Origin of the sequence: Streptomyces sp. NPDC055966 (assembly GCF_042269865.1) — a bacterium.
Lineage (GTDB): Bacteria > Actinomycetota > Actinomycetes > Streptomycetales > Streptomycetaceae > Streptomyces.
The window spans coordinates 161,643-180,632 of the sequence record NZ_JBHJYK010000009.1; the positions used below are offsets into that span (position 1 = coordinate 161,643).

19 protein-coding genes are annotated in these 18,990 nt (G+C 71.4%); 3 read left to right on the forward strand and 16 right to left on the reverse strand.

The genetic code is table 11. The features are described from left to right. Positions 1–119 precede the first annotated feature (119 nt). The gene (locus tag ACFC8N_RS20840; protein ID WP_356022683.1) at positions 120–1,049 is read left to right on the forward strand and encodes a 5'-3' exonuclease; all 930 of its coding nucleotides are present in this window, start codon (positions 120–122) and stop codon (positions 1,047–1,049) included. Between the two features lie 113 nt (positions 1,050–1,162). After that, positions 1,163–2,011, forward strand: a complete 849-nt coding sequence (locus tag ACFC8N_RS20845) for a siderophore-interacting protein (protein ID WP_376288973.1) — start codon at positions 1,163–1,165, stop codon at positions 2,009–2,011. Between the two features lie 12 nt (positions 2,012–2,023). On the opposite strand, the gene ACFC8N_RS20850 is transcribed toward ACFC8N_RS20845, so the two are convergent. From ACFC8N_RS20850 to ACFC8N_RS20865, 4 genes are all read right to left on the reverse strand, one after another. Further along, complete coding sequence (locus ACFC8N_RS20850; protein WP_356022311.1) at positions 2,024–2,962, reverse strand: 5'-nucleotidase; 939 nt, start codon at positions 2,960–2,962, stop codon at positions 2,024–2,026. A gap of 37 nt (positions 2,963–2,999) precedes the next feature. Then, a complete protein-coding gene (locus tag ACFC8N_RS20855) occupies positions 3,000–3,776 on the reverse strand; it encodes an ABC transporter permease (protein WP_376288975.1) in 777 nt (258 codons plus the stop codon). Beyond that, positions 3,773–4,777 (reverse strand): ATP-binding cassette domain-containing protein, encoded by a 1,005-nt coding sequence (locus ACFC8N_RS20860; protein WP_376288977.1) that lies wholly within the window; start codon positions 4,775–4,777, stop codon positions 3,773–3,775. The genes ACFC8N_RS20855 and ACFC8N_RS20860 overlap by 4 nt, the downstream gene beginning before the upstream one ends. A gap of 179 nt (positions 4,778–4,956) precedes the next feature. After that, positions 4,957–5,577: a PadR family transcriptional regulator gene (locus ACFC8N_RS20865; protein ID WP_356022319.1), complete on the reverse strand. Its 621-nt coding sequence runs from the start codon at positions 5,575–5,577 to the stop codon at positions 4,957–4,959. A gap of 165 nt (positions 5,578–5,742) precedes the next feature. Here ACFC8N_RS20865 and ACFC8N_RS20870 point away from each other — a divergent pair, with 165 nt between their 5' ends. Beyond that, the gene (locus ACFC8N_RS20870) at positions 5,743–6,678 is read left to right on the forward strand and encodes a pseudouridine synthase (protein ID WP_376288979.1); all 936 of its coding nucleotides are present in this window, start codon (positions 5,743–5,745) and stop codon (positions 6,676–6,678) included. 184 nt (positions 6,679–6,862) lie between these two features. Here the strand turns inward: ACFC8N_RS20870 and ACFC8N_RS20875 are convergent, their stop codons facing one another. The 12 genes from ACFC8N_RS20875 to ACFC8N_RS20930 form a co-directional block, all read right to left on the reverse strand. Next, a complete protein-coding gene (locus tag ACFC8N_RS20875; protein WP_376288981.1) occupies positions 6,863–8,362 on the reverse strand; it encodes a cytochrome P450 in 1,500 nt (499 codons plus the stop codon). 71 nt (positions 8,363–8,433) lie between these two features. Next, positions 8,434–9,054, reverse strand: a complete 621-nt coding sequence (locus tag ACFC8N_RS20880) for an ATP/GTP-binding protein (RefSeq protein WP_356022326.1) — start codon at positions 9,052–9,054, stop codon at positions 8,434–8,436. Further along, entirely contained in the window at positions 9,035–9,457 is a 423-nt protein-coding gene (locus ACFC8N_RS20885; protein WP_356022328.1) for a DUF742 domain-containing protein, read from the reverse strand. Before ACFC8N_RS20885 ends, ACFC8N_RS20880 begins: the two co-directional genes overlap by 20 nt. Beyond that, on the reverse strand, positions 9,454–9,858 hold the full coding sequence (locus ACFC8N_RS20890) for a roadblock/LC7 domain-containing protein (RefSeq protein WP_067046090.1): 405 nt from the start codon (positions 9,856–9,858) through the stop codon (positions 9,454–9,456). The genes ACFC8N_RS20885 and ACFC8N_RS20890 overlap by 4 nt, the downstream gene beginning before the upstream one ends. After that, positions 9,855–11,528, reverse strand: a complete 1,674-nt coding sequence (locus tag ACFC8N_RS20895) for an ATP-binding protein (protein WP_356022330.1) — start codon at positions 11,526–11,528, stop codon at positions 9,855–9,857. Before ACFC8N_RS20895 ends, ACFC8N_RS20890 begins: the two co-directional genes overlap by 4 nt. 343 nt (positions 11,529–11,871) lie before the next feature. Next, a complete protein-coding gene (locus tag ACFC8N_RS20900) occupies positions 11,872–14,724 on the reverse strand; it encodes a DEAD/DEAH box helicase (protein ID WP_376288984.1) in 2,853 nt (950 codons plus the stop codon). Between the two features lie 84 nt (positions 14,725–14,808). After that, a complete protein-coding gene (gene tatC, locus ACFC8N_RS20905) occupies positions 14,809–15,759 on the reverse strand; it encodes a twin-arginine translocase subunit TatC (RefSeq protein WP_356022335.1) in 951 nt (316 codons plus the stop codon). A 47-nt stretch (positions 15,760–15,806) separates the two neighbouring features. Continuing rightward, complete coding sequence (tatA, locus tag ACFC8N_RS20910; protein WP_071375762.1) at positions 15,807–16,085, reverse strand: Sec-independent protein translocase subunit TatA; 279 nt, start codon at positions 16,083–16,085, stop codon at positions 15,807–15,809. Between the two features lie 260 nt (positions 16,086–16,345). Then, complete coding sequence (locus ACFC8N_RS20915) at positions 16,346–16,540, reverse strand: hypothetical protein (RefSeq protein ID WP_356022337.1); 195 nt, start codon at positions 16,538–16,540, stop codon at positions 16,346–16,348. Positions 16,541–16,550: 10 nt separating this feature from the next. After that, positions 16,551–16,844 carry a hypothetical protein gene (locus tag ACFC8N_RS20920; protein WP_356022339.1) on the reverse strand — a complete coding sequence of 98 codons (294 nt, stop codon included), beginning with the start codon at positions 16,842–16,844 and terminating at the stop codon, positions 16,551–16,553. 182 nt (positions 16,845–17,026) lie between these two features. Next, a complete protein-coding gene (locus tag ACFC8N_RS20925; RefSeq protein ID WP_362819256.1) occupies positions 17,027–18,007 on the reverse strand; it encodes a WYL domain-containing protein in 981 nt (326 codons plus the stop codon). A gap of 16 nt (positions 18,008–18,023) precedes the next feature. Further along, the gene (locus ACFC8N_RS20930) at positions 18,024–18,977 is read right to left on the reverse strand and encodes a helix-turn-helix transcriptional regulator (RefSeq protein WP_376288987.1); all 954 of its coding nucleotides are present in this window, start codon (positions 18,975–18,977) and stop codon (positions 18,024–18,026) included. Positions 18,978–18,990 lie beyond the last annotated feature (13 nt).

The window sequence follows — 18,990 nt, forward strand, 5'->3', positions numbered from 1 at the left end:
AGAACAGAAGCCGCGCCTCCCCGGTAAGGAGATGGTCAAACTTTTAAGTGGGCCACCTCACATGATCGCGATCCTCGGTGGTGTGCGGCTCGGCGTGACTGTCAGTGGTGTGCGGCATGATGCGAAGCGTGACCGGACGACTCATGCTCCTCGACACCGCATCGCTCTACTTCCGCGCCTACTTCGGCGTCCCGGACTCCGTGAAGGCCCCCGACGGCACGCCGGTGAACGCCGTGCGCGGACTGCTCGACTTCATCGACCGGCTGGTCAAGGACCACCGGCCGGATCAGCTCGTGGCCTGCATGGACGCCGACTGGCGCCCGCAGTGGCGGGTGGACCTGATCCCGACGTACAAGGCGCACCGGGTCGCCGAGGAGCACGAGGCGGGCCCGGACACCGAGGAGGTGCCGGACACCCTGGCCCCGCAGGTGCCGGTCATCGAGGACGTCCTGGACGCGATCGGGATCGCCCGGGTCGGCGTCGCGGAGTACGAGGCGGACGACGTCATCGGCACGTTCACCGCGCGCGCCGCGGGCCCGGTGGACATCGTCACCGGCGACCGCGATCTGTACCAGCTGGTGGACGACGCCCGCGGGATCCGGGTGCTGTACCCGCTGAAGGGGGTCGGCACGCTCCAGCTGACCGACGAGTCGGTGCTGCGCGAGAAGTACGGCGTCGACGGGCGGGGGTACGCGGATCTGGCCCTGCTGCGCGGCGACCCCAGCGACGGTCTGCCCGGCGTGGCCGGCATCGGCGAGAAGACGGCGGCCAAGCTGCTCGCCGAGTTCGGCGACCTGGACGCGATCATGGCGGCGCTGGACGACCCGCGGGCGAAGCTCACGCCGTCGCAGCGCAAGCGGCTCGACGAGGCCCGGCCGTACGTCGCGGTCGCGCCGAAGGTGGTGCGGGTGGCCGCCGACGTGCCGCTGCCCGAAGTCGACCCGGCGCTGCCGCACGCCCCGCGCGACCCGCAGGCGCTGGAGCGGCTGGCCGAGCGGTGGGGGCTCGGCGGCTCCCTCCAGCGGCTGCTGACGACGCTGGCCCGGTGACCTTGACCGAAATTTTCTGGCAAAGGGCGCTCATCGCACTCCCGAACGAGCGGTGTGACCACAGGGCGAGGTGCTAACTTAGGTAAACCTAACCAATTCGCAGGAGGTCCGTGATGGCAGAGCGCCCGGGACGTAAGCCGCGCAAGCCCCGCACCGCCCAGGTGGTGCGCACCGAACGGCTGACCCCGCACATGCAGCGTGTGGTGCTCGGCGGCGAGGGCCTCGCCGACTTCGCGGCGGACACCTGCACCGACCACTACGTGAAGCTGCTGTTCGGCCCCGCGGGCGTGACCTACCCGGAGCCGTTCGACCTGGAGCGGATCCGCGAGGAGTTCCCCCGGGAGCAGTGGCCGGTGACCCGGACCTACACCGTGCGGGCCTTCGACCCCGAACTGCGGGAGCTGACGCTGGACTTCGTCGTCCACGGCGACGAGGGACTGGCCGGCCCCTGGGCGGCCCGCGTGCGGCCCGGCGAGACGGTGCGCTTCATGGGTCCCGGCGGCGCCTACGCCCCCGACCCGGAGGCCGACTGGCATCTGCTCGCCGGTGACGAGAGCGCACTGCCCGCGATCGCCCGGGCCCTGGAGTCGCTGCCCGCCGGCTCCCGCGCGCATGTCTTCGTGGAGGTCTCCGGCCCCGAGGAGGAGCAGAAGATCGACTCCGACGCGGCGGTCGTCTGGCTGCACCGCGGGGGCCGCCCGGTCGGCGAGGCCCTGGTCGCGGCCGTACGGGGCCTGGACTTCCCGGAGGGCCGGCTGCACGCGTTCGTGCACGGCGAGGCGGGCTTCGTGAAGGAGCTGCGCCGGCTGCTGCGGGTCGAGAAGCAGATCCCGCGCGAGGACCTGTCGATCTCCGGCTACTGGCGCCTCGGCCACAACGAGGACGGCTGGCAGGCCTCCAAGCGCGACTGGAACGCCCGCATCGAGGCCGAGCAGGAGGGCGGCGCGGCGGCGGCCGCGTAGTGCCCCGCGCGCTCAGGGTGCCGTCCCGTTGAGCCTGCCGAACGGGATGTGCACGCTGGGCGTGGTCCGTGACGTGCTCTCCAGGTGGGTCACCTGGTCGTCGAAGAAGATGTGCGGCCGGAGCACCTTCAGGACCGCGCCCTTCTCGATCCCGCCGAGGAAGAAGGCGTCGTCGACCCGCACGCCCCACTGCTTCAGGCTCCGTACGGCCCGCTCGTGCGCCGGTGCGGCGCGCGCGGTCACGAGCGAGACGTGCACCCGGCTCGGGTAGTCCGGGTCGGTCCGGCGCCGTTCCTCCTCCCGCCGCTGTATCCGGTTCACGCCGGCCAGGAAGTCGCGCAGCGGCCCCGGGTCGTGCGGGGTCGCCGCGTTGCGGGTCTCGTGCTCGCGGAACTCCTCCAGTCCGCCGGACTGGTAGATCTGTTCGGCGGCGTCGCCGGCGAGCACCCCGTCGAAGTCGAACGCGATCCGCAGTTCCCCGTCCGCGGGGTCGTCCGCGTACGACGATCCGAGCACATGCCCGGCCGGCAGTCCGGCGGCGACCGCCTCGCGCACGTCGGCGCCGTTCGCCGACAGGAACAGGGACATGTTCAGCGCGGTGACGAACGCGTACGGGGCTCTTCCCTGCATGAACACGGCCCGGGTGATGGGCAGTTCACGGGCCTGGATCGAGCGCATGACGCGCAGCCCGGTGTCGGGGTCGTTGCGGGAGAGGATGATGACCTCGACGAGCGGATCGCCCGGCTCGCCGAGGTCGTTGAGCGACAGCAGCCGGCGGATGAACGCGAACGCGACGCCCGGCCGGAGCGTGTCGTCCACGTGTGCTTCCTGGTAGGCCCGGTAGGCCTCCTCGCCCTGCTCGCGGAAGACGGCGTCCGACTCCCGCAGATCGAACAGGGCGCTGGAGGCGACACCGACGACGAGTCGGTCCGCGAGATCGTAGGGCGGCATGCCCTTCATCTGCACACCGGCCGGCCCCCGGAAACCGTCACACCGACCGCTGGTAGGAGCGGACGGTACGGATCGACAGCCACACCGCCGCGGCCGCGAGGGCGAGCAGCGCGCCGCCCCGGCCGAGCACGGCCCCCCAGTGAGGGTGCTCGGACATCGCCGAACGGCCCGCCACCATGGCCCAGTTGACGGGGTTGAAGTCGGCGATGTGCCGCATCCAGCCGGGCATCTGGGCCGGTGCCATGAAGGCGCTGGAGAGGAAGGTCAGCGGCAGCAGCAGGAAGGTGTTGATGCCGATGATGGACTCCCGTTCGCGCACGATCATGCCGAGCGCGTTGGACAGCGCCCCGAAGACCGTGCCGAGCAGGACGGAGGCGAGCACGAGGATCGCGATGCCGCCGACGCCGCCGGGGTAGTCCGCGCCGCCGAGCAGGCCGAGCAGCACGATGACCACCGACTGGAACGCGGTGACCAGGCCGTTGCTGACGACGTTGCCGTTCATCAGCGCGGCCCGGCTGACCGGGGTGGTCAGAAAGCGGTCGAGGGTGCCGCGCTGGATCTCCTCCAGCGTGCCCATCCCGGCCCACATGCTGGCGCCGAGGGCGCTCATCACGACCACGCCCGGCACCAGGTAGTCCAGGTAGGAGCCGGTGCCGAAGCCGCCCAGCCGGACGACCTTCTTGAAGAGGTTGCCGAACAGGAACAGCCAGATCACCGGCTGGATCAGCGTGATGACGGCGTAGGCGGGCTGCCGGGCGAACACCCGCAGCTGACGCTGGGTCATGTACCAGGTCTGGGTGACGGCGGTGCTCATCGCACACCTCCCCCGAGGCCCACGAGCGCCGCGTCGGCCCCGGCGTAGTGGCGGCCGGTGTGCCGGAGGTAGACGTCGTCCAGCGACGGCCGGGCGACGGTGGCCGAGGCGACGCCCACCCCGGCGCGGTCCAGCGCGGCGAGCAGGGCGGGCACCGAGGCCGCCCCGTCGTCGGCGCGCACGCTGATCCGGTGCCCCTCGCACAGCACCTCGTGCACGCCGGGTACGGCCGTCAGGGCGGCGGTGAGCAGGGTGCGGCCACCCTCGCCGACCGGCTCGCGCAGCTCCACGTGGACGGCGTCCCCGCGCAGTTCGCCCTTCAGGGCGTCCGGGGTGCCCTCGACCACGACCCTCCCCCGGTCCACGATCGCGACGCGCTCGGCGAGCCGGTCGGCCTCCTCCAGATAGTGGGTGGTGAGCAGGATCGTCAGTCCCTCCTCGCCGGCCAGCCGGCCGACCTCCTCCCACATCGCGGCGCGCGCCTCGGGGTCCAGCCCCGTGGTCGGCTCGTCGAGGAAGAGCACCTCGGGCCGGTGCACCAGCCCGAGGGCCACGTCCAGGCGCCGGCGCATGCCGCCGGAGTAGCCCTTGACCGGGCGGCGGGCGGCGTCGGCGAGGGTGAACCGCTCCAGCAGCTCGTCCACCCGGCGCTCCAGCGCGCTGCCGCGCAATCCGTAGAGCCTGCCCTGGAGTCGGAGGTTCTCCCGGCCCGTCGCGACCGGGTCGGCACCGGAGTGCTGGGCGACCACGCCGATCGCGCGGCGCACCCGGTCGGGGTGGCGCAGGACGTCGTGCCCGGCGACCGTGGCGGTGCCGGAGTCGGGGCGGGCCAGGGTGGTGAGGATCTTGACGGTGGTGGACTTGCCGGCGCCGTTGGGGCCGAGCAGTCCGAAGACGGTGCCGGGTGCCACGGTGATGTCCATGCCGCCCAGCGCGGTGACATCACCGGGATAGGTCTTGATCAGCTGACGCGCCTCGACCGCGGGCGCACGGGTGTTCATGACGACTGCTCTCCTGACTGAGCGGATGTGGAAGATCCGCGTGCGAGAGCGCCGGGCTATCCTGGGTGTGCCGCACCTCGATCGCCCGGAGCCGCCGCACGGCGGGTCCGTCTCGGGGTTCGAGACCCCGGCGGAGCTGCTGCAACAGCCCGTCGGGGTCGCTCTTCTCAGCTGGGTTCTCAGGTGAGTTCCGCGGGCGGCTCCCCCGTCTCATGGAAGTGCCGCCATGCTTCGACGCCGGGCAGTGAGCCCTTCCTGATCTCCTCCAGGAAGCCGCGGACCCACTCCGCCTGCGCCAGGATCATGTGCAACTGGTACTCGGTCTCCACGAGGAAGAGCCTCGGCAGCGTCTCGTACAGCTTCTCCAGCCCTCCCCGCGCCGCCGCGGCCTGGTACTCCAGGCTCGCCAGGCGCTCCTCCAGCAGCCGCACCACCTCGTCGGGGTGCAGCGCGCCCACGAGGGACAGGGCGCTCGCGAAGATCGGGTACTCCTTCGCCGGGACGGCCATGAGGTCCGACAACCACTCGGTCATCTCCGCACGGCCGGCCTCGGTGAGCCCGTACACCGTGCGCTCGGGGCGGTTGCCCTGCCGCTCCACGTCGGTCACCTCGACGAAACCGTGTTTTTCGAGGTTCTGCACGACCGTGTAGAGCGAGCCGTAGTTGATCTTCGTGCTGGTGTCCTTTCCCTGGCGGCGCAGGGTCTGGGCGATCTCGTACGGATGCATCGGCTTCTGCCAGAGGGTCACCAGGACGGCGAGCGCCAGCGGATTGCCGAGCTTGCGACGCTTCACGGCCATGGCACCCCCTCGGAGTCCTCGATATCGAATATCCGCAGACGAACATATCGCGTATGCATCGCGATGGTCAATGCACACGATGTATCGCGTCCGGCTTCAGGGGTGCGGAAGGGTGACCGCGCCTGTGCCCGCCGGGGGGCTGCTCACCTCGTACCCTTGACCCCGATGAGACGCCGCACCCCGCCCCCGCCCGCCCCGCTCCCCCAGCGCGACGGGGTGGATCCCGTACGGGTCCGGCTGCCGCACGACGGAGCGTGGGCCACGGTGCGGGAGCATCTGGTGGAGCGGCTGACGGGGGCCGGGCCCGGGACGGTCGAGAGCATGTTCGCCGCGGGGCTGATCGTCGGCGCCGACGGGCGCGCGGTGGCGCCGGACGCGCCGTACCGGCCCGGTATGTTCGTGTGGTTCCACCGCGAACTGCCCGCGGAGGTGCCGGTGCCGTTCCCGGTGGAGGTGGTGTACCGGGACGCGCACATCGTCGTCGCCGACAAGCCGCACTTCCTCGCCACGACGCCGCGCGGCTCGCACGTCACCGAGACCGCGCTGGCCCGGCTGCGCCGCGAGCTGGACCTCCCGACGCTGGGCGCCGCACACCGCCTGGACCGGCTGACGGCGGGGCTGGTGCTGTTCACCGTACGGCCCGAGGAGCGCGGCGCGTACCAGAACCTGTTCCGGGACCGGCGGGTGCGCAAGGAGTACGAGGCCGTCGCGCCGTACGACCCCGGACTGGCCCTCCCCCGCACCGTGCGCAGCCGGATCGTGAAGGAGCGCGGGGTGCAGGCCGCCCGCGAGGTCGAGGGCGAGCCGAACGCCGAGACGTATGTGGAACTGGTCGCGCACCGGGGCGGATCGGCCCGCTACCGGCTGCTGCCGGCCACCGGCCAGACCCACCAGCTGCGCGTCCACCTGAACGCCCTCGGCATACCCATCCTCGGCGACCCGCTCTACCCCGAGGTGACCGCCCCGGTCCCGCCCGACAACTTCGGCCGCCCCCTCCAACTGCTCGCACGGCGACTGGAGTTCAGGGACCCGGTGACGGGCGTGGAGCACGCGTTCGCGAGCGGACGCGTGCTCGGCACGCTGGCGCAGAGCGCCCCGTAGAACCGCTACTCCCCCCGCCACCACCTCAGCAACCGCCGCCAGACCCCCCGCTTCCGCACCGGCTCGGGCGCCGCAGGCACGGGCTCGGGGGGCGGCGGTGACGCGGCCGCCGGCGCCCGGTCCCTGCGCAACGCGACGAACCGGCAGACGCGGGAGGACCGACCGCGGCGTCCCCCTTCGCGCCCTACTCCCCCCGCCACCACCTCAGCAACCGCCGCAGGATCCCCCGCTTCCGCACCGGCTCAGGTGCCGCAGGCGCAGGCGCAGGCACGGGCGCGGGGGCGGCGGGGCGCGGTGCGGGCGGCGGTGGCGCGGCCGCCGGCGCCGGGTCCGTGTGCAGCGTGCCGACCTGCCAGCCGGAGCGCGGTGCCGAGACCGCCATCGGCCGCGGCGGCAGCCCGACGTCCTGCTGCGGCTTCGGCTCGAAGCGGACGGGCAGGGCGACCAGATGCCGGGAGGCGATGGAGGACCGCCAGCTCAGCTCGTCCTCCGGGCAGTCGAGCTGCACGTCGGGCAGCCGCATCAGCAGCGCGTCCACGCCGACGTCGGCGATGGCACGGCCGATGTCCTGGCCGGGGCACTCGTGCGGGCCGCCGCCGAAGGCGAGATGCGAGCGGTTGCCCTGCATGCTCGCGGACAGGTCGGGGCGGATCCGCGGGTCGAGGTTGCCCGGCGCGGGCGCGAAGAGCAGCCCGTCGCCCTTGCGGATGCGCTGTCCGCCCAGCTCGGTGTCCTGCTTGGCGTAGTACGCGAGGACGGTGCTGAACGGCGGCTCGTCCCACAGGGACTGCTCGATCGCCTCCGGCACGGTCATCTGGCCGCCGCTGAGCTGGGCGCGGAAGCCCGGCTCGGTCAGGACCATGCGCAGCGCGTTGGCGAGGAGGTTCGCGGTGGCCTCGTAGGCCGCGAAGAGGACGAGCCGCAGGTGTTCGCGGACCTCGTCGTCGGTGAGTCCGGCGGGGTGGGTGACGAGGTGGCTGGTGAAGTCGTCCTCGGGCCGGGCGCGGCGCCGGGCGGTGAGCCGGCTCAGCGCCTCCATGACGTAGGTGTGGCTCTGGATGGCGGTCTCGGTGCCCTTCAGGGCGTCCCGGGCGGCCTGCACCATCCGGTCGTTGTACTCCTCGGACATGCCGAGGATCTCGCACATGACGGCCATCGGCAGATGCTCGGCGAACTGGGAGACCAGGTCGGCCCGGCCGCGTTCGCAGAACCTGTTGACCAGTTCCTGGGTGTAGCGGCCGATGTGCCGGCGCAGGCTGCGGTGCTCGATGGTCTCCATGGCCGCGGTGACCGCCGCCCGCAGCCGCTGGTGCTCGTCGCCCTCGGCGTGGGAGCAGATCGGCTGCCAGGCGATGTGCGGCATGAGCGGATGGTCGGGCTTGACGGTGCCCTCGGCCAGCGGGGTCCAGATCCGGCTGTCGCGGGTGAACACGGAGGAGCTGCGGACCAGGTGGAGGTTCTCGGCGTGGCCGAGGACCACCCACATCGGCACGTCGTCGTGCAGCAGCGCGGGCGCCACGGAGCCGTGCTCCTCCCGCAGGCGTTCGTAGAGGTCGCCCAGTTCCTCCGCGTCGGGGCCGTAGAGGCGGTGCAGCGCACCGGGGCCGCGGCCGTGCGCGGGGCAGCCGGGAGGGGGGCCGGGGAAGGGATCGGTGCCGGTCAGGGACGTGGGTTCAGACGTCACGGTGTCGCTCCGGAACGGAAAAAGGGGTGTGAGGGCCGACAAAAGGTGTGGTGGGGGCGGTGGCCCGCGGGTCAGGCGGGGGCGCGGGACAGGGCGATGGAGTGCAGGAAGCGCATCAGGGTGAGCAGCACGTCCTTGCTGGAGGCCCGGCGGCGTACGTCGCAGTCGATGATCGGGATCTCCGGGGCCAGGTCGAGTGCGGTGCGCAGTTCCTCGACCGCGTAACGCGGCGCGTCCGGGAAGGAGTTGACGGCGATGACGAAGGGCACGCCGCGCTCCTCCAGCCGGTCCATGACGTCGAAGCTGACCTCCAGGCGGCGGGTGTCGACCAGGACGACGGCGCCGAGCGCGCCTTCGAACAGGCCGTTCCACAGGAACCAGAAGCGCTCCTGGCCGGGGGTGCCGAACAGGTAGAGCACCAGTTGGTCGGTGATGCCGATGCGGCCGAAGTCCATGGCCACGGTGGTGGCCGTCTTCGAGTCGGAGCCGTAGTTGTCGTCCACGCCGATGCCGGCCTGGGTCATCGTCTCCTCGGTGGTCAGCGGTCTGATCTCGCTGACGGAACCGACCATGGTGGTCTTGCCGACGCCGAAGCCGCCCACGATCACGATCTTCACCGCCGCCTGGGTGGTGTGCGGCAGATGATCCTCGGTGCGTGGGCCGGGGATGGTGTCAGAGCCGTTGAAGTCCATGCATCACCGCTTCGAGGAGTGAACGGTCGGGGAGCGCCTGGCGGACGATCGGGGCGCGCGCCTGCACCAGTTCGGCCGTGATCAGCTCGGTGATCAGTACGGTCATCGCGCTGAACGGCAGGTTCAGATAGGCCGACAGCTCGGCCACGGACAGGGGGGCGACGCACAGCCGCAACACCGCCGTGTGCTCCGGCGAGGCGCCCGGCTGCGGTGCGGAGCGCGCCACGATCAACGTCACGAGGTCGAGTTCGGCGCGTGCGCCGTCCTCGGCTTCGGCGAAGGCGTACAGCCGCTCGGGGTTCCTGGGCACGGCCTGGCCGTCCGGCGCACCGGGGGCGGGCGGCGTCGGCTGCGGAGGTGGCGGCGGTTGCGGCCGGCGCCGTTTGCGTCGTGGAGGAGTCATACGGTCTGCCCGTTCCGCCGGGGCGGACTGGTGAGGTGGGCGCCGATCCGGACGACGAGGTCACGCATCATGCCGCTCATCCGGCCGGGTTCGCAGGTCACGTCGGCGAGGACGGCGAGGTAGGCGTTGTCGCCGGCGTTCATGAGGTAGAAGTAGCCGCCCTCGATCTCGAAGACGACGACCTTCATGTCACCGGCGCCGGGCAGCTCCTGGATGATGGCGCCCGCCAGGCTCTGCACGCCCGCGCAGGCGGCGGCCACCCGGTCGGCGGCGTCGGGGTCGCCGCCGTAGCGGGCGATGCGCAGTCCGTCGGCGGAGAGGACCACGATCATCTCGATGCCCGGCACGCCGTCGTTGAGCTGCTTGAGCATCCAGTCGATGTTGCCTCGCTGCTGGATCACTTGAGGTCCCCCTCGTCATAGGCCTCGGTGGCGCCCTCGGCGGGCTCGTCCGCGTAGTCGTTGAGCAGGTGCACGTACTTTTCCGGGTGCCTCGTGAAGTCGGTCAGTTCGGGGCCGGTGGCGTCCTCGGGCATGCCCTGGCGCAGGCCGTTCCAGAAGTCCTCGATCCCCTGGCCGATCGGCCGCTCCCGGAGCTTCTTGATCTCGGGGTCCAGCTCGGGCTCGGGCTCCGGTTCACGCTTGGCCTGCGACCAGATGGTCGGCCTGCCCTCACGCTCGGCGCGCTCGATCTCGGCCTGCTCGGCGTACCGCTGGCTCAGCGGGGTCTTCACCTTGCTGCGGCGCTGCGGCAGACCGCCCGCCGTCCACTCGGTGACGATGGGGACGTCGTCCTCCATGGAGATCCCGGCGGGGATCTTGGGGCTGGTCGGGCGGCGCTTCTTGGGCCGGCGCTTCGGGCCCTCCACCGCGCCGAGTTCGGGCTTGGGGATGCCGGTGGCGCCGATGCCGTGGGCGGCGCCCACGCCGGGCTCGGTGGTCGTCATGACCCGCGGGACGATGAGGATCGCCCGGACGCCGCCGTAGGCGGAGGCGCGCAGCGAGACCTCCATGTCGAACATCTTGCACAGCCGGCCCACGACGGCGAGGCCGAGGCGCGGGTTCTCGCCGAGGTTGTGCGCGTCGTCGCCGTTCTTGGCGTCCTCGATCATCCGCTCGATGCGGACGCGGCCTTCCTCGCTGAGGCTGACGCCGGCGTCCTCGATCTCGATGACGACGCCGGTCTGCACCTCGGTGGCCGTGACGTGCACCTTGGTCGAGGGCGGCGAGTAGCGGGTGGCATTGTCGAGGAGCTCCGCGGCGGCGTGGATGACCGGCTCGACGGCGGTGCCCTTGATGTTGATGTTGACGATGGAGTTCAGCTGGATGCGGCGGTACTCCAGGATGCGCGACATGGCGCCGCGCAGCGTGCTGTAGAGGGAGACCGGCAGCGGCCACTGACGGCCCGGCCGGCCGCCGCCGAGGACGGAGATGGTGTCGGCGAGCCGGCCGATCAGCGAGGTGCCGTGGTCGATGCGCAGCAGGTCGTCGAAGACCTCGGCGCTGCGGCCGTGGTCCTCCTCCATCTCCCGGAGTTCCTTGGACTGCTGGTGGACGATGGCCTGGACGCGGCGGGCGATGGTCACGAAGGAGCGCTCGGTCGCGTCACGCATCGAGATCTCGTGGTCGGCGCCGCGCAGCCCGACCCGGAACATCTCGCGGTACATCGGGGGCAGCGCCCGCAGCTCGGGGTCGGCGTCATAGACGTTGGCCAGCACGGTGCGCAGCGGGGCGCCCGCGCGCAGGTGCAGCAGACCGGTGGGGATGACGTCGGTGGCGAACTTCTCGATCAACTGGTCCTGCGCGGCGATCCGGTGTTCCAGATACGCGGTGTGACGGGCGTGCTCGGCCTGTTCCGCGCGGAGCCTGCGGCCGCGCCGGGCGGCCTCCGCGCCCAGGGCGAGGACCAGGAGCAGGGCCAGGGCCCCGACCGCGCCGGCGACGAGCCGGGCGGACTGTGGCGCCAGGGCGACCGCCGCCCCGGTCGCGGCGGCCATCAGTATGGCCGGCGGCAACAGCACGCGCGCATAGGGACGTTCACGGCGACCGGGCGGCTTCTGAACACTCACCATGGATGCCTTCTGAGACGAATCGGCTGGGTGTCGGAGGTGCTTGTGGGGGGAAGGTTCATGGAACTGTGGGGATCTATCACCTGTTTGGGAACAAGCGCGCGAATTACCTCAACTCGGTGCGCCGCGGGCGAGCTTAGTCCGACCGGATCATCGCCGTGTCATATTCAGCAAGCACCTGAAATCGCCCTCGCAACAGGAGTACGCTCAGCCCATTTATACGCACGGCTGCGATTCGAACACATGCGGTAACGACTTCAGGGCATGCGAAAGCGACTCACCGTAACGAGTGAAGGGGCCGCAGAATGCGGCCCCTTCAGACTCCGACGACTCCGAGCGGGTCGGGTCAGCCCACGGACGAGTAGGCGACGACACCCCGCAGCAACTGATCCACGGCCTTCCGCGCGGCCTTCGCCACGGTCGAATCCCCGGAGGGAGACGCCGCCGAGATCTGCCCCAGCACGTCGATCACCTGCTTGCACCACCGCACGAAGTCACCGGCCGGCATCTCCGCCTCGCGCAGCACCTCGTCGAGCCCCTTCCCGGAGGCCCACATGTACGCGGCCCAGGCGAAGCCGAGGTCCGGCTCGCGCTGGCCGACGCCCTCGGTCTGGTTGATCCGGAAGTCCTCCTCCAGGGCATCCAGCCGGCCCCAAATCCGGACCATCTCCCCCAGCGCGGCCTTCGCCTTGCCGGACGGCAGCTTCGGCGCCATCGCGTCGTCGCTGAGCCGTGCCTCGTACACCAACGCCGAGACGCACGCGGCGAGTTCCGCGGGAGCGAGTCCCTCCCAGACGCCGGCGCGCAGGCATTCGCTGGCCAGCAGGTCCAGTTCGCCGTAGAGCCGGGCAAGCCGCTTGCCGTGTTCGGTGACCTCGTCGCCGCGCAGGTAGTCCAGCTCGGTCAGCAGGGCCACGATCCGGTCGAAGGTGCGCGCGATGGTGTTCGTCCGCCCCTCGATGCGGCGTTCCAGCTGCGAGGTGTCGCGCAGCAGCCGGTGGTACCGCTCGGCCCAACGGGCGTGGTCCTCGCGGTCGTTGCAGCCGTGGCAGGGATGGGCGCGGATGGCCGTGCGCAGCCGGGCGATCTCGCGGTCGTCGGCGGCCTGCGAGCGCTTCTTGCGGGCCCGCTCCGGCGGGATGTGCCCGGCCTTGGAGCGCAGCGCGGAGGCGAGGTCCCGACGGGACTGCGGCGAGCGCGGGTTGAAGCTCTTCGGGATCCGCATCCGGTCCAGCGGCTCGACCGGCACCGGGAAGTCCATCGACGCCAGCCGCTTGACCTGCCGTTCGGCGGTGAGGACCAGCGGGCGCGGGCCGTCGTGGTGGTCGAAGCCGCGGTGCCCGGTGGCCCGGCCGGCGGGCAGACCCGGGTCGAGCACGAGGGCGAGGCCGGCGTACTTGCCCGTGGGCACGTGGATGACGTCGCCCGGCTTCAGCTTCTCCAGGGCGCTCGCGGCCTCGGCGCGCCGCTGGTTGACGCCCTGCCGGGCCAGCTCGGTCTCACGGTCCTTCAGCTCGCGGCGCAGCCGCGCGTACTCCTCGAAGTCGCCGAGGTGGCAGGTCATCGACTCCTGGTAGCCCGCGAGTCCCTCTTCGTTGCGCTGCACCTGGCGGGAGATCCCGACGACCGACCGGTCGGCCTGGAACTGCGCGAAGGAGGTCTCCAGCAGCTCGCGCGAGCGGGACCGGCCGAACTGCTCGACCAGGTTGACCGCCATGTTGTACGACGGCTTGAAGCTGGAGCGCAGCGGGTACGTACGGGTGCCCGCGAGACCGGCCAGGTGCTCGGGGCTGATGCCGCGCTGCCACAGCACGACGGCGTGGCCCTCGACGTCGATGCCCCGGCGCCCCGCGCGGCCGGTCAGCTGCGTGTACTCGCCCGGCGTGATGTCGGCGTGCTGCTCGCCGTTCCACTTGACCAGCTTCTCCAGCACCACCGAGCGGGCGGGCATGTTGATGCCGAGGGCGAGCGTCTCGGTCGCGAAGACGGCCTTGACCAGACCGCGCACGAACAGCTCCTCCACGACCTCCTTGAAGGTCGGCAGCATGCCCGCGTGGTGCGCGGCGATGCCCCGCTCCAGGCCCTCCAGCCACTCGTAGTACCCGAGGACGTGCAGGTCCTCGGACGGGATGGCGGCGGTGCGCTCCTCGACCAGGGCCCGCACCTGTGCGCGCGCCTCGTCGTCGTTGAGCCGCAGGCCCGCGTACAGGCACTGCTGTACGGCGGCCTCGCAGGCGGCGCGGCTGAAGATGAAGGTGATGGCCGGGAGCAGGCCCTCGGAGTCGAGGCGCTCGATGACCTCGGGGCGACCCGGCGTCCACACGCGCGAACGCTGTCTGCGCTCGCGCTCCCGGTCCGCCTCGCGCATCGCCCGGCCGCGCCTGCGGTCCTGGTACGACGGTCTGGTGGCCTCCATGCGGGCCAGCCGGACGAGGTCGGGGTTGACGGCCTTCTTGTGGCCCTCGCCCTCCTCGAAGAGGTCGTACATCCGGCGTCCGGCGAGCACGTGCTGGAACAGCGGGACGGGCCGGTGCTCGGAGACGATCACCTCGGTGTCGCCGCGGACGGTGTCCAGCCAGTCGCCGAACTCCTCGGCGTTGGAGACGGTCGCCGACAGCGACACCAGGGTCACCGACTCGGGCAGGTGGATGATCACCTCTTCCCAGACGGCGCCCCGGAAGCGGTCGGAGAGGTAGTGCACCTCGTCCATGACCACGTGGCCGAGACCGAGGAGGGTCTGGGAGCCGGCGTAGAGCATGTTCCGCAGGACCTCGGTGGTCATCACGACCACCGGGGCCTCGGAGTTCACGCTGTTGTCGCCGGTGAGGAGGCCGACCTTGTCGGTGCCGTAGCGGCGGCACAGGTCGGCGTACTTCTGGTTCGACAGCGCCTTGATGGGTGTCGTGTAGAAGCACTTCTTGCCCTGCTGGAGGGCGAGGTGGACGGCGAACTCGCCCACGATCGTCTTGCCCGAGCCGGTGGGGGCGGCCACCAGCACGCCCTTCCCCGCCTCAAGTGCCTCGCAGGCCTCGATCTGGAAGGGGTCGAGGCCGAAGTCGTACATCTCGCGGAAGGACGCGAGCGCGGTGGCCTGCTCGGCTGCCCGCCTGCGGGCTGCCGCGTACCGCTCGGCCGGTGAGAGGTCCTCTGTCATCGTGCTTTCGAGCGTACCGGGCCCCACTGACAACCGGACGATCATTATCCCGATCGTGTGCCCCTGGACACGACGCTGCCCCCGTCCACCTGGGCGGGGGCAGCGTGCGCGGCTCGGTGAGGGTGGGGATCAGGTCACGTCGTCGTAGCCGTTGACCCGGTCCGCGCCCGGATTCTCGGGCAGCGCCCGGCTGGCCGGGACCGGCTCGGCCTCGCCGATGGCCTCGGGGGTGAGGTCCAGCTCGGAGGCCTCGTCGTCGGCGGGGCCCGCCTCCTCACGACGGCGCTTGCGCTTGTCGTTCATCAGCGAGAAGCCGGTCGCGGCGAAGTACAGCAGCCAGATCGGGCCGGCCAGGGCCAGCATGGACAGCGGGTCGGTGCTCGGCGTGGCCACGGCCGCGAAGATCGTGATGCCGAGGATCATGCCGCGCCACCAGCCGAGCATGCGCTGGCCGCTCAGGATGCCGGTGAGGTTGAGGAAGATCAACAGCAGCGGCAGCTCGAAGGAGAGACCGAAGACGATCACCATGCGCGTGACCAGCTGGAGCAGGTCGTCCAGCGGCAGCAGGTTCTTGATGCTGCCGCTCGGCGTGAAGTCGATCAGCACCTTCGCCGTGGTGGGCAGCACCTCGTACGCGAAGAAGGCGCCGGCGAAGAACAGCGGGGCGCCGATGAGGACGAAGGCGTAGGCGTACTTCTTCTCGTGCCGGTGCAGACCGGGCGCGACGAAGGCCCACAGCTGGTACAGCCAGATCGGCGAGGCGGTGACGACACCGGCCATCAGCGAGACCTGGAGGGCCAGGGTGAACGGCGCGAGCAGGCCGTTGATGGTGATCTCCGCGCACTGGTGACCACTCTTGGTCTTCGCCAGTTGCTCGAAGCTCTGTGCGCAACCGACCGAGTCGAGGATCGGCTTGGTCAGGAAGTTGATGATGTCGTTGTAGAAGAAGGCGGCGACGATCGTCACGACGACGATGGCCAGCATTGCCTTCGCGAGCCGGTTGCGGAGCTCACGGAGGTGATCCGCGAGAGGCATACGCCCCTCGGGATCCTTCTCCTTCTTGCGGGCGGGCTTGGGCAACCCACGTCCTCATCTCGTGCGGCAGGCCGGGGGCTTCCGGCCGTGCGTCAGCGCTGGGTGGTGTCCGTCGGCTCGTTGACCGGGCGCGAGCTGGTCACGTCGCCGGGGGCCGCCTGGATGGTGCGCTGGGACTGGGCCTGCTCGTCGGAGGCGGGCGCCTGGGCGGAGGCGTTGCCCTCCTCCTTCATCGCCTTGGCCTCGCTCTTGAGGATCCGCGCGGACTTGCCGAGCGAGCGGGCCATGTCCGGAAGCTTCTTCGCGCCGAACAGCAGGAAGATGACGACGAGGATGAGAATGATCTCGGGGGCTCCGAGCCTTCCGAACATAAGTCTTTACCTTCTCACCGAGGCGGCTGGGGTGGGATGCTGTCCGATCAGTCGGACATACGTCCGATGGTCGTGCTGGCAGCGATCGTAACGCCGGGGGGTAAACACGAAGCAATCCCCTTGCGTACTCCCGGTCCACGGAACGGGCCTCGTTCTCCGCACCGCGACAAGCAGCGTACCTGTCCCGACGGGCAGCGTGACAGGGCGAAGGGTCCCGGAGCGCGTGCGTCGCAGCACTCACCGGGGGCCCGCGGGCGGGCTCACAGGGAATCGGCGGCACGGGCCGCGCTGACGGCCGCCCGCTCCAGGTCCTCGGCCGCCCTGCTGATGCGGCGCCCGGAGTCGGCGACCTGCAGTCCGAGGCGCCGCGCCGCCAGGAAGACCCGGACGGCGAGCACCCCCAGCACGACGAGACCCAGGAAACCCAGCGCTACCGCGAACATCGGCCAGAACATGACGTCGAGACTAGACGGTGGAGTGCAGCCGCAGTGTCCTGACCCCGCCGCCGGTGAGCAGCTCGACGATGCGCTCACCGGCCGGTTTGCGGACGGCAACGCCGCAGTCGGGGCAGGTGAAGGAGTAGAACGTCGTACGGCTGGAGGCGCCGATGGCGAGGCGCAGCGCGCTCGCGGCGAGCTCGAAGCGGCCCCGGCAGTCCGGGCAGCCCGCCTTGAACAGCACGGGGGCGACTCTTCGCATCCCGGCGAAGGCGGATGCCACGGTCATGTCACCAGCAGTGGTCACCGGAGACTCGGTCATGGGCCTGCTCCTTCTTGTGGTTGTTCGCCAGCCGTCGTGCCGTGATGTGCCGTCCCGCGTCCACCGCGCCGTCGTGGCCGGTCGCTCCCCACGTGCTCGGCTTCGCTCGAACCCGGGGGGGACCCCATCACGGCGGCGCCGCGTGTCACGCACAGCCCCGCACCCCTTCAGGGGCGCTGCCCTCACTCCGCGTATGCCGCCAGGGCCTCCCCGGCCGCCCTTCGGGCGCTCTCCGCCAGTTCCGGCGGAGACACGATCCGGCCGTCGGCGCCGAGCCGCAGGCCGAGGCGGCGCAGGGAGGCCGGGTCGGGCGTGCGCAGAGTGATACGCAGCCCGCCGTCGGGAAGCTCATCGGCGCTGTCGTGCGGGTAGTACTCGGCGACCCAGCGGCCGCCGGGGCCGACCTCGACCACCACCTCCGGGTCCTCGGCGGCCGGCTGCACCAGGGCCTCGGAGAGGTCCCGCAGCTCTATCTCGGGCGGTGCGGACGGCTCGTCCAGGATCCGGATCTCGGCGACCCGGTCGAGCCGGAAGGTGCGCCGGGCCTCGGAGCGCCGGCACCAGGCCTCGACGTAGGTGTGGCCGACGCTGACCAGGCGGATGGGGTCGATCTCGCGCTCGGTGACCTCGTCGCGGGCCGGGGAGTAGTAGCGGATCCACAGCCGGCGGCGCTCGGAGATCGCGCGGTCGACGTCGGCGAAGACCCCGCCCTCGGACTCGAAGGTCACCGACAGCCGGGAGCTGGCGCCGGCCGCCTCGCCGGCCGCGGTCTCCACCTTGGCGGTGGCCCGCAGCAGGGCCTGGCGGTCGCCCTCGCGCAGGCCGGGCAGCGTGGCGACCGCGCGGGCGGCCACCAGCAGGGCGGTGGCCTCGTCGGCGGCGAGCCGGAGCGGCTCCGCGGCCTCCTCGCCGAGCGCCGCCGGGTTGTGCCACCAGATGCGCTCGCCGTCGGTGTCGATGTCCAGCAGGTCGCCGCCGCGGAAGCTGGTGCCGCACATGGGCAGCAGATCGAGGTCGGAGACCAGCTCGTCCTCGGTGATGCCGAAGGCGCGGGCGACGTCCGCGATCCGCGCGCCGGGACGCTCCCGGAGATACGTGACCAAAGAGAGCATCCGCCGGGTCTGGTCGATGGCGTTCACGGGCCTGACCGGTTTGCCTGCCACAGTTCCGCTCCCCCACTCAGCCCTTGGCCACGGCACGCAGCCGGTCCACGACGTCCGCGCGCAGCTCGGCCGGCTCCAGCACCACCACGTCCGGCCCGAACTCCACCAGCCATGCGTCCAGGCCGTGCCCGTACGGAATCTCCAACTCGTCCCAGCCGTCGCCGAGTTCCCGGACCTCGATGGCCTTCGCCCGAAGGGGGTACCCGGAGCCGGAGCGCAGCCGGATCAGCGCCGAGCGGTGGGCGATCTCGCCCGCCCAGCTCGCGACGGTCTCGCGCACGGTGACCACGTCCGGCACGGGCACGGTGAAGCCCGTGCCGCGCGAGCGGACCCGGCCGGTGATCCGGGACAGCCGGAAGACACGCTCGGCGCCCCGGTCGCGGTCGAAGCCGGCCAGGTACCAGTGCCCGCGCCAGCACTCCAGGGCCCACGGCTCGACATGCCGGGGCTCGGGGTGGGCGGCGGAGGCCTTGCGGTACTCGAAGAGGACCGGGCGGCGGTCGCGGCAGGCCAGCATCAGCGGCTCGAAGGCGGCCTCGTGCACCGGGATACGGGGTTCGAGCGCGCCGTGCGCCTCGTACGGATCGACGTCCTCCGGGAGCCCCGCGGCCCGCAGCTTCTGCAGGGCGCCGCTCGCGGCGCCGGCGAGCCGGGCCTGCTGCCACACCTTGGCGGCCAGGCCGAGCGCGGCGGCCTCCTCGGCGTCCAGGACGATGGGGGGCAGGCGGTTGCTGTCGCGGCGGGCGAGGTAGCCGACCTCGCCGTCGAGGTTCTCGACCGTGTCGATGACCAGGCCCAGCTCGCGCAGGTCGTCCTTGTCCCGCTCGAACATGCGGTTGAAGGAGTCGTCCGAGCCCGCTTCCAGATAGGCCTCCACGGACCCCCGCAGCTCACGCTTGCTCAGCGGACGGCGCGCCCCGAGCAGGCACAGCGCGAGGTTCATCAGCCGCTCGGCCTTGGCAATGGCCATCGACGCCCTTCGC

Coding starts and splice junctions, on each gene's coding strand:
- ACFC8N_RS20865 (WP_356022319.1), bottom strand. CDS start 5,577: ATGGCCGTGAAGCGTCGCAAGCTCGGCAATCCGCTGGCGCTCGCCGTC.
- ACFC8N_RS20895 (WP_356022330.1), bottom strand. CDS start 11,528: ATGGTGAGTGTTCAGAAGCCGCCCGGTCGCCGTGAACGTCCCTATGCG.
- tatA (WP_071375762.1), bottom strand. CDS start 16,085: ATGTTCGGAAGGCTCGGAGCCCCCGAGATCATTCTCATCCTCGTCGTC.
- ACFC8N_RS20855 (WP_376288975.1), bottom strand. CDS start 3,776: ATGAGCACCGCCGTCACCCAGACCTGGTACATGACCCAGCGTCAGCTG.
- ACFC8N_RS20870 (WP_376288979.1), top strand. CDS start 5,743: ATGAGACGCCGCACCCCGCCCCCGCCCGCCCCGCTCCCCCAGCGCGAC.
- ACFC8N_RS20850 (WP_356022311.1), bottom strand. CDS start 2,962: ATGCCGCCCTACGATCTCGCGGACCGACTCGTCGTCGGTGTCGCCTCC.
- ACFC8N_RS20900 (WP_376288984.1), bottom strand. CDS start 14,724: ATGATCGTCCGGTTGTCAGTGGGGCCCGGTACGCTCGAAAGCACGATG.
- ACFC8N_RS20915 (WP_356022337.1), bottom strand. CDS start 16,540: ATGTTCTGGCCGATGTTCGCGGTAGCGCTGGGTTTCCTGGGTCTCGTC.
- ACFC8N_RS20845 (WP_376288973.1), top strand. CDS start 1,163: ATGGCAGAGCGCCCGGGACGTAAGCCGCGCAAGCCCCGCACCGCCCAG.
- ACFC8N_RS20930 (WP_376288987.1), bottom strand. CDS start 18,977: ATGGCCATTGCCAAGGCCGAGCGGCTGATGAACCTCGCGCTGTGCCTG.
- ACFC8N_RS20920 (WP_356022339.1), bottom strand. CDS start 16,844: ATGACCGAGTCTCCGGTGACCACTGCTGGTGACATGACCGTGGCATCC.
- ACFC8N_RS20880 (WP_356022326.1), bottom strand. CDS start 9,054: ATGGACTTCAACGGCTCTGACACCATCCCCGGCCCACGCACCGAGGAT.
- ACFC8N_RS20885 (WP_356022328.1), bottom strand. CDS start 9,457: ATGACTCCTCCACGACGCAAACGGCGCCGGCCGCAACCGCCGCCACCT.
- ACFC8N_RS20840 (WP_356022683.1), top strand. CDS start 120: ATGCGAAGCGTGACCGGACGACTCATGCTCCTCGACACCGCATCGCTC.
- ACFC8N_RS20860 (WP_376288977.1), bottom strand. CDS start 4,777: ATGAACACCCGTGCGCCCGCGGTCGAGGCGCGTCAGCTGATCAAGACC.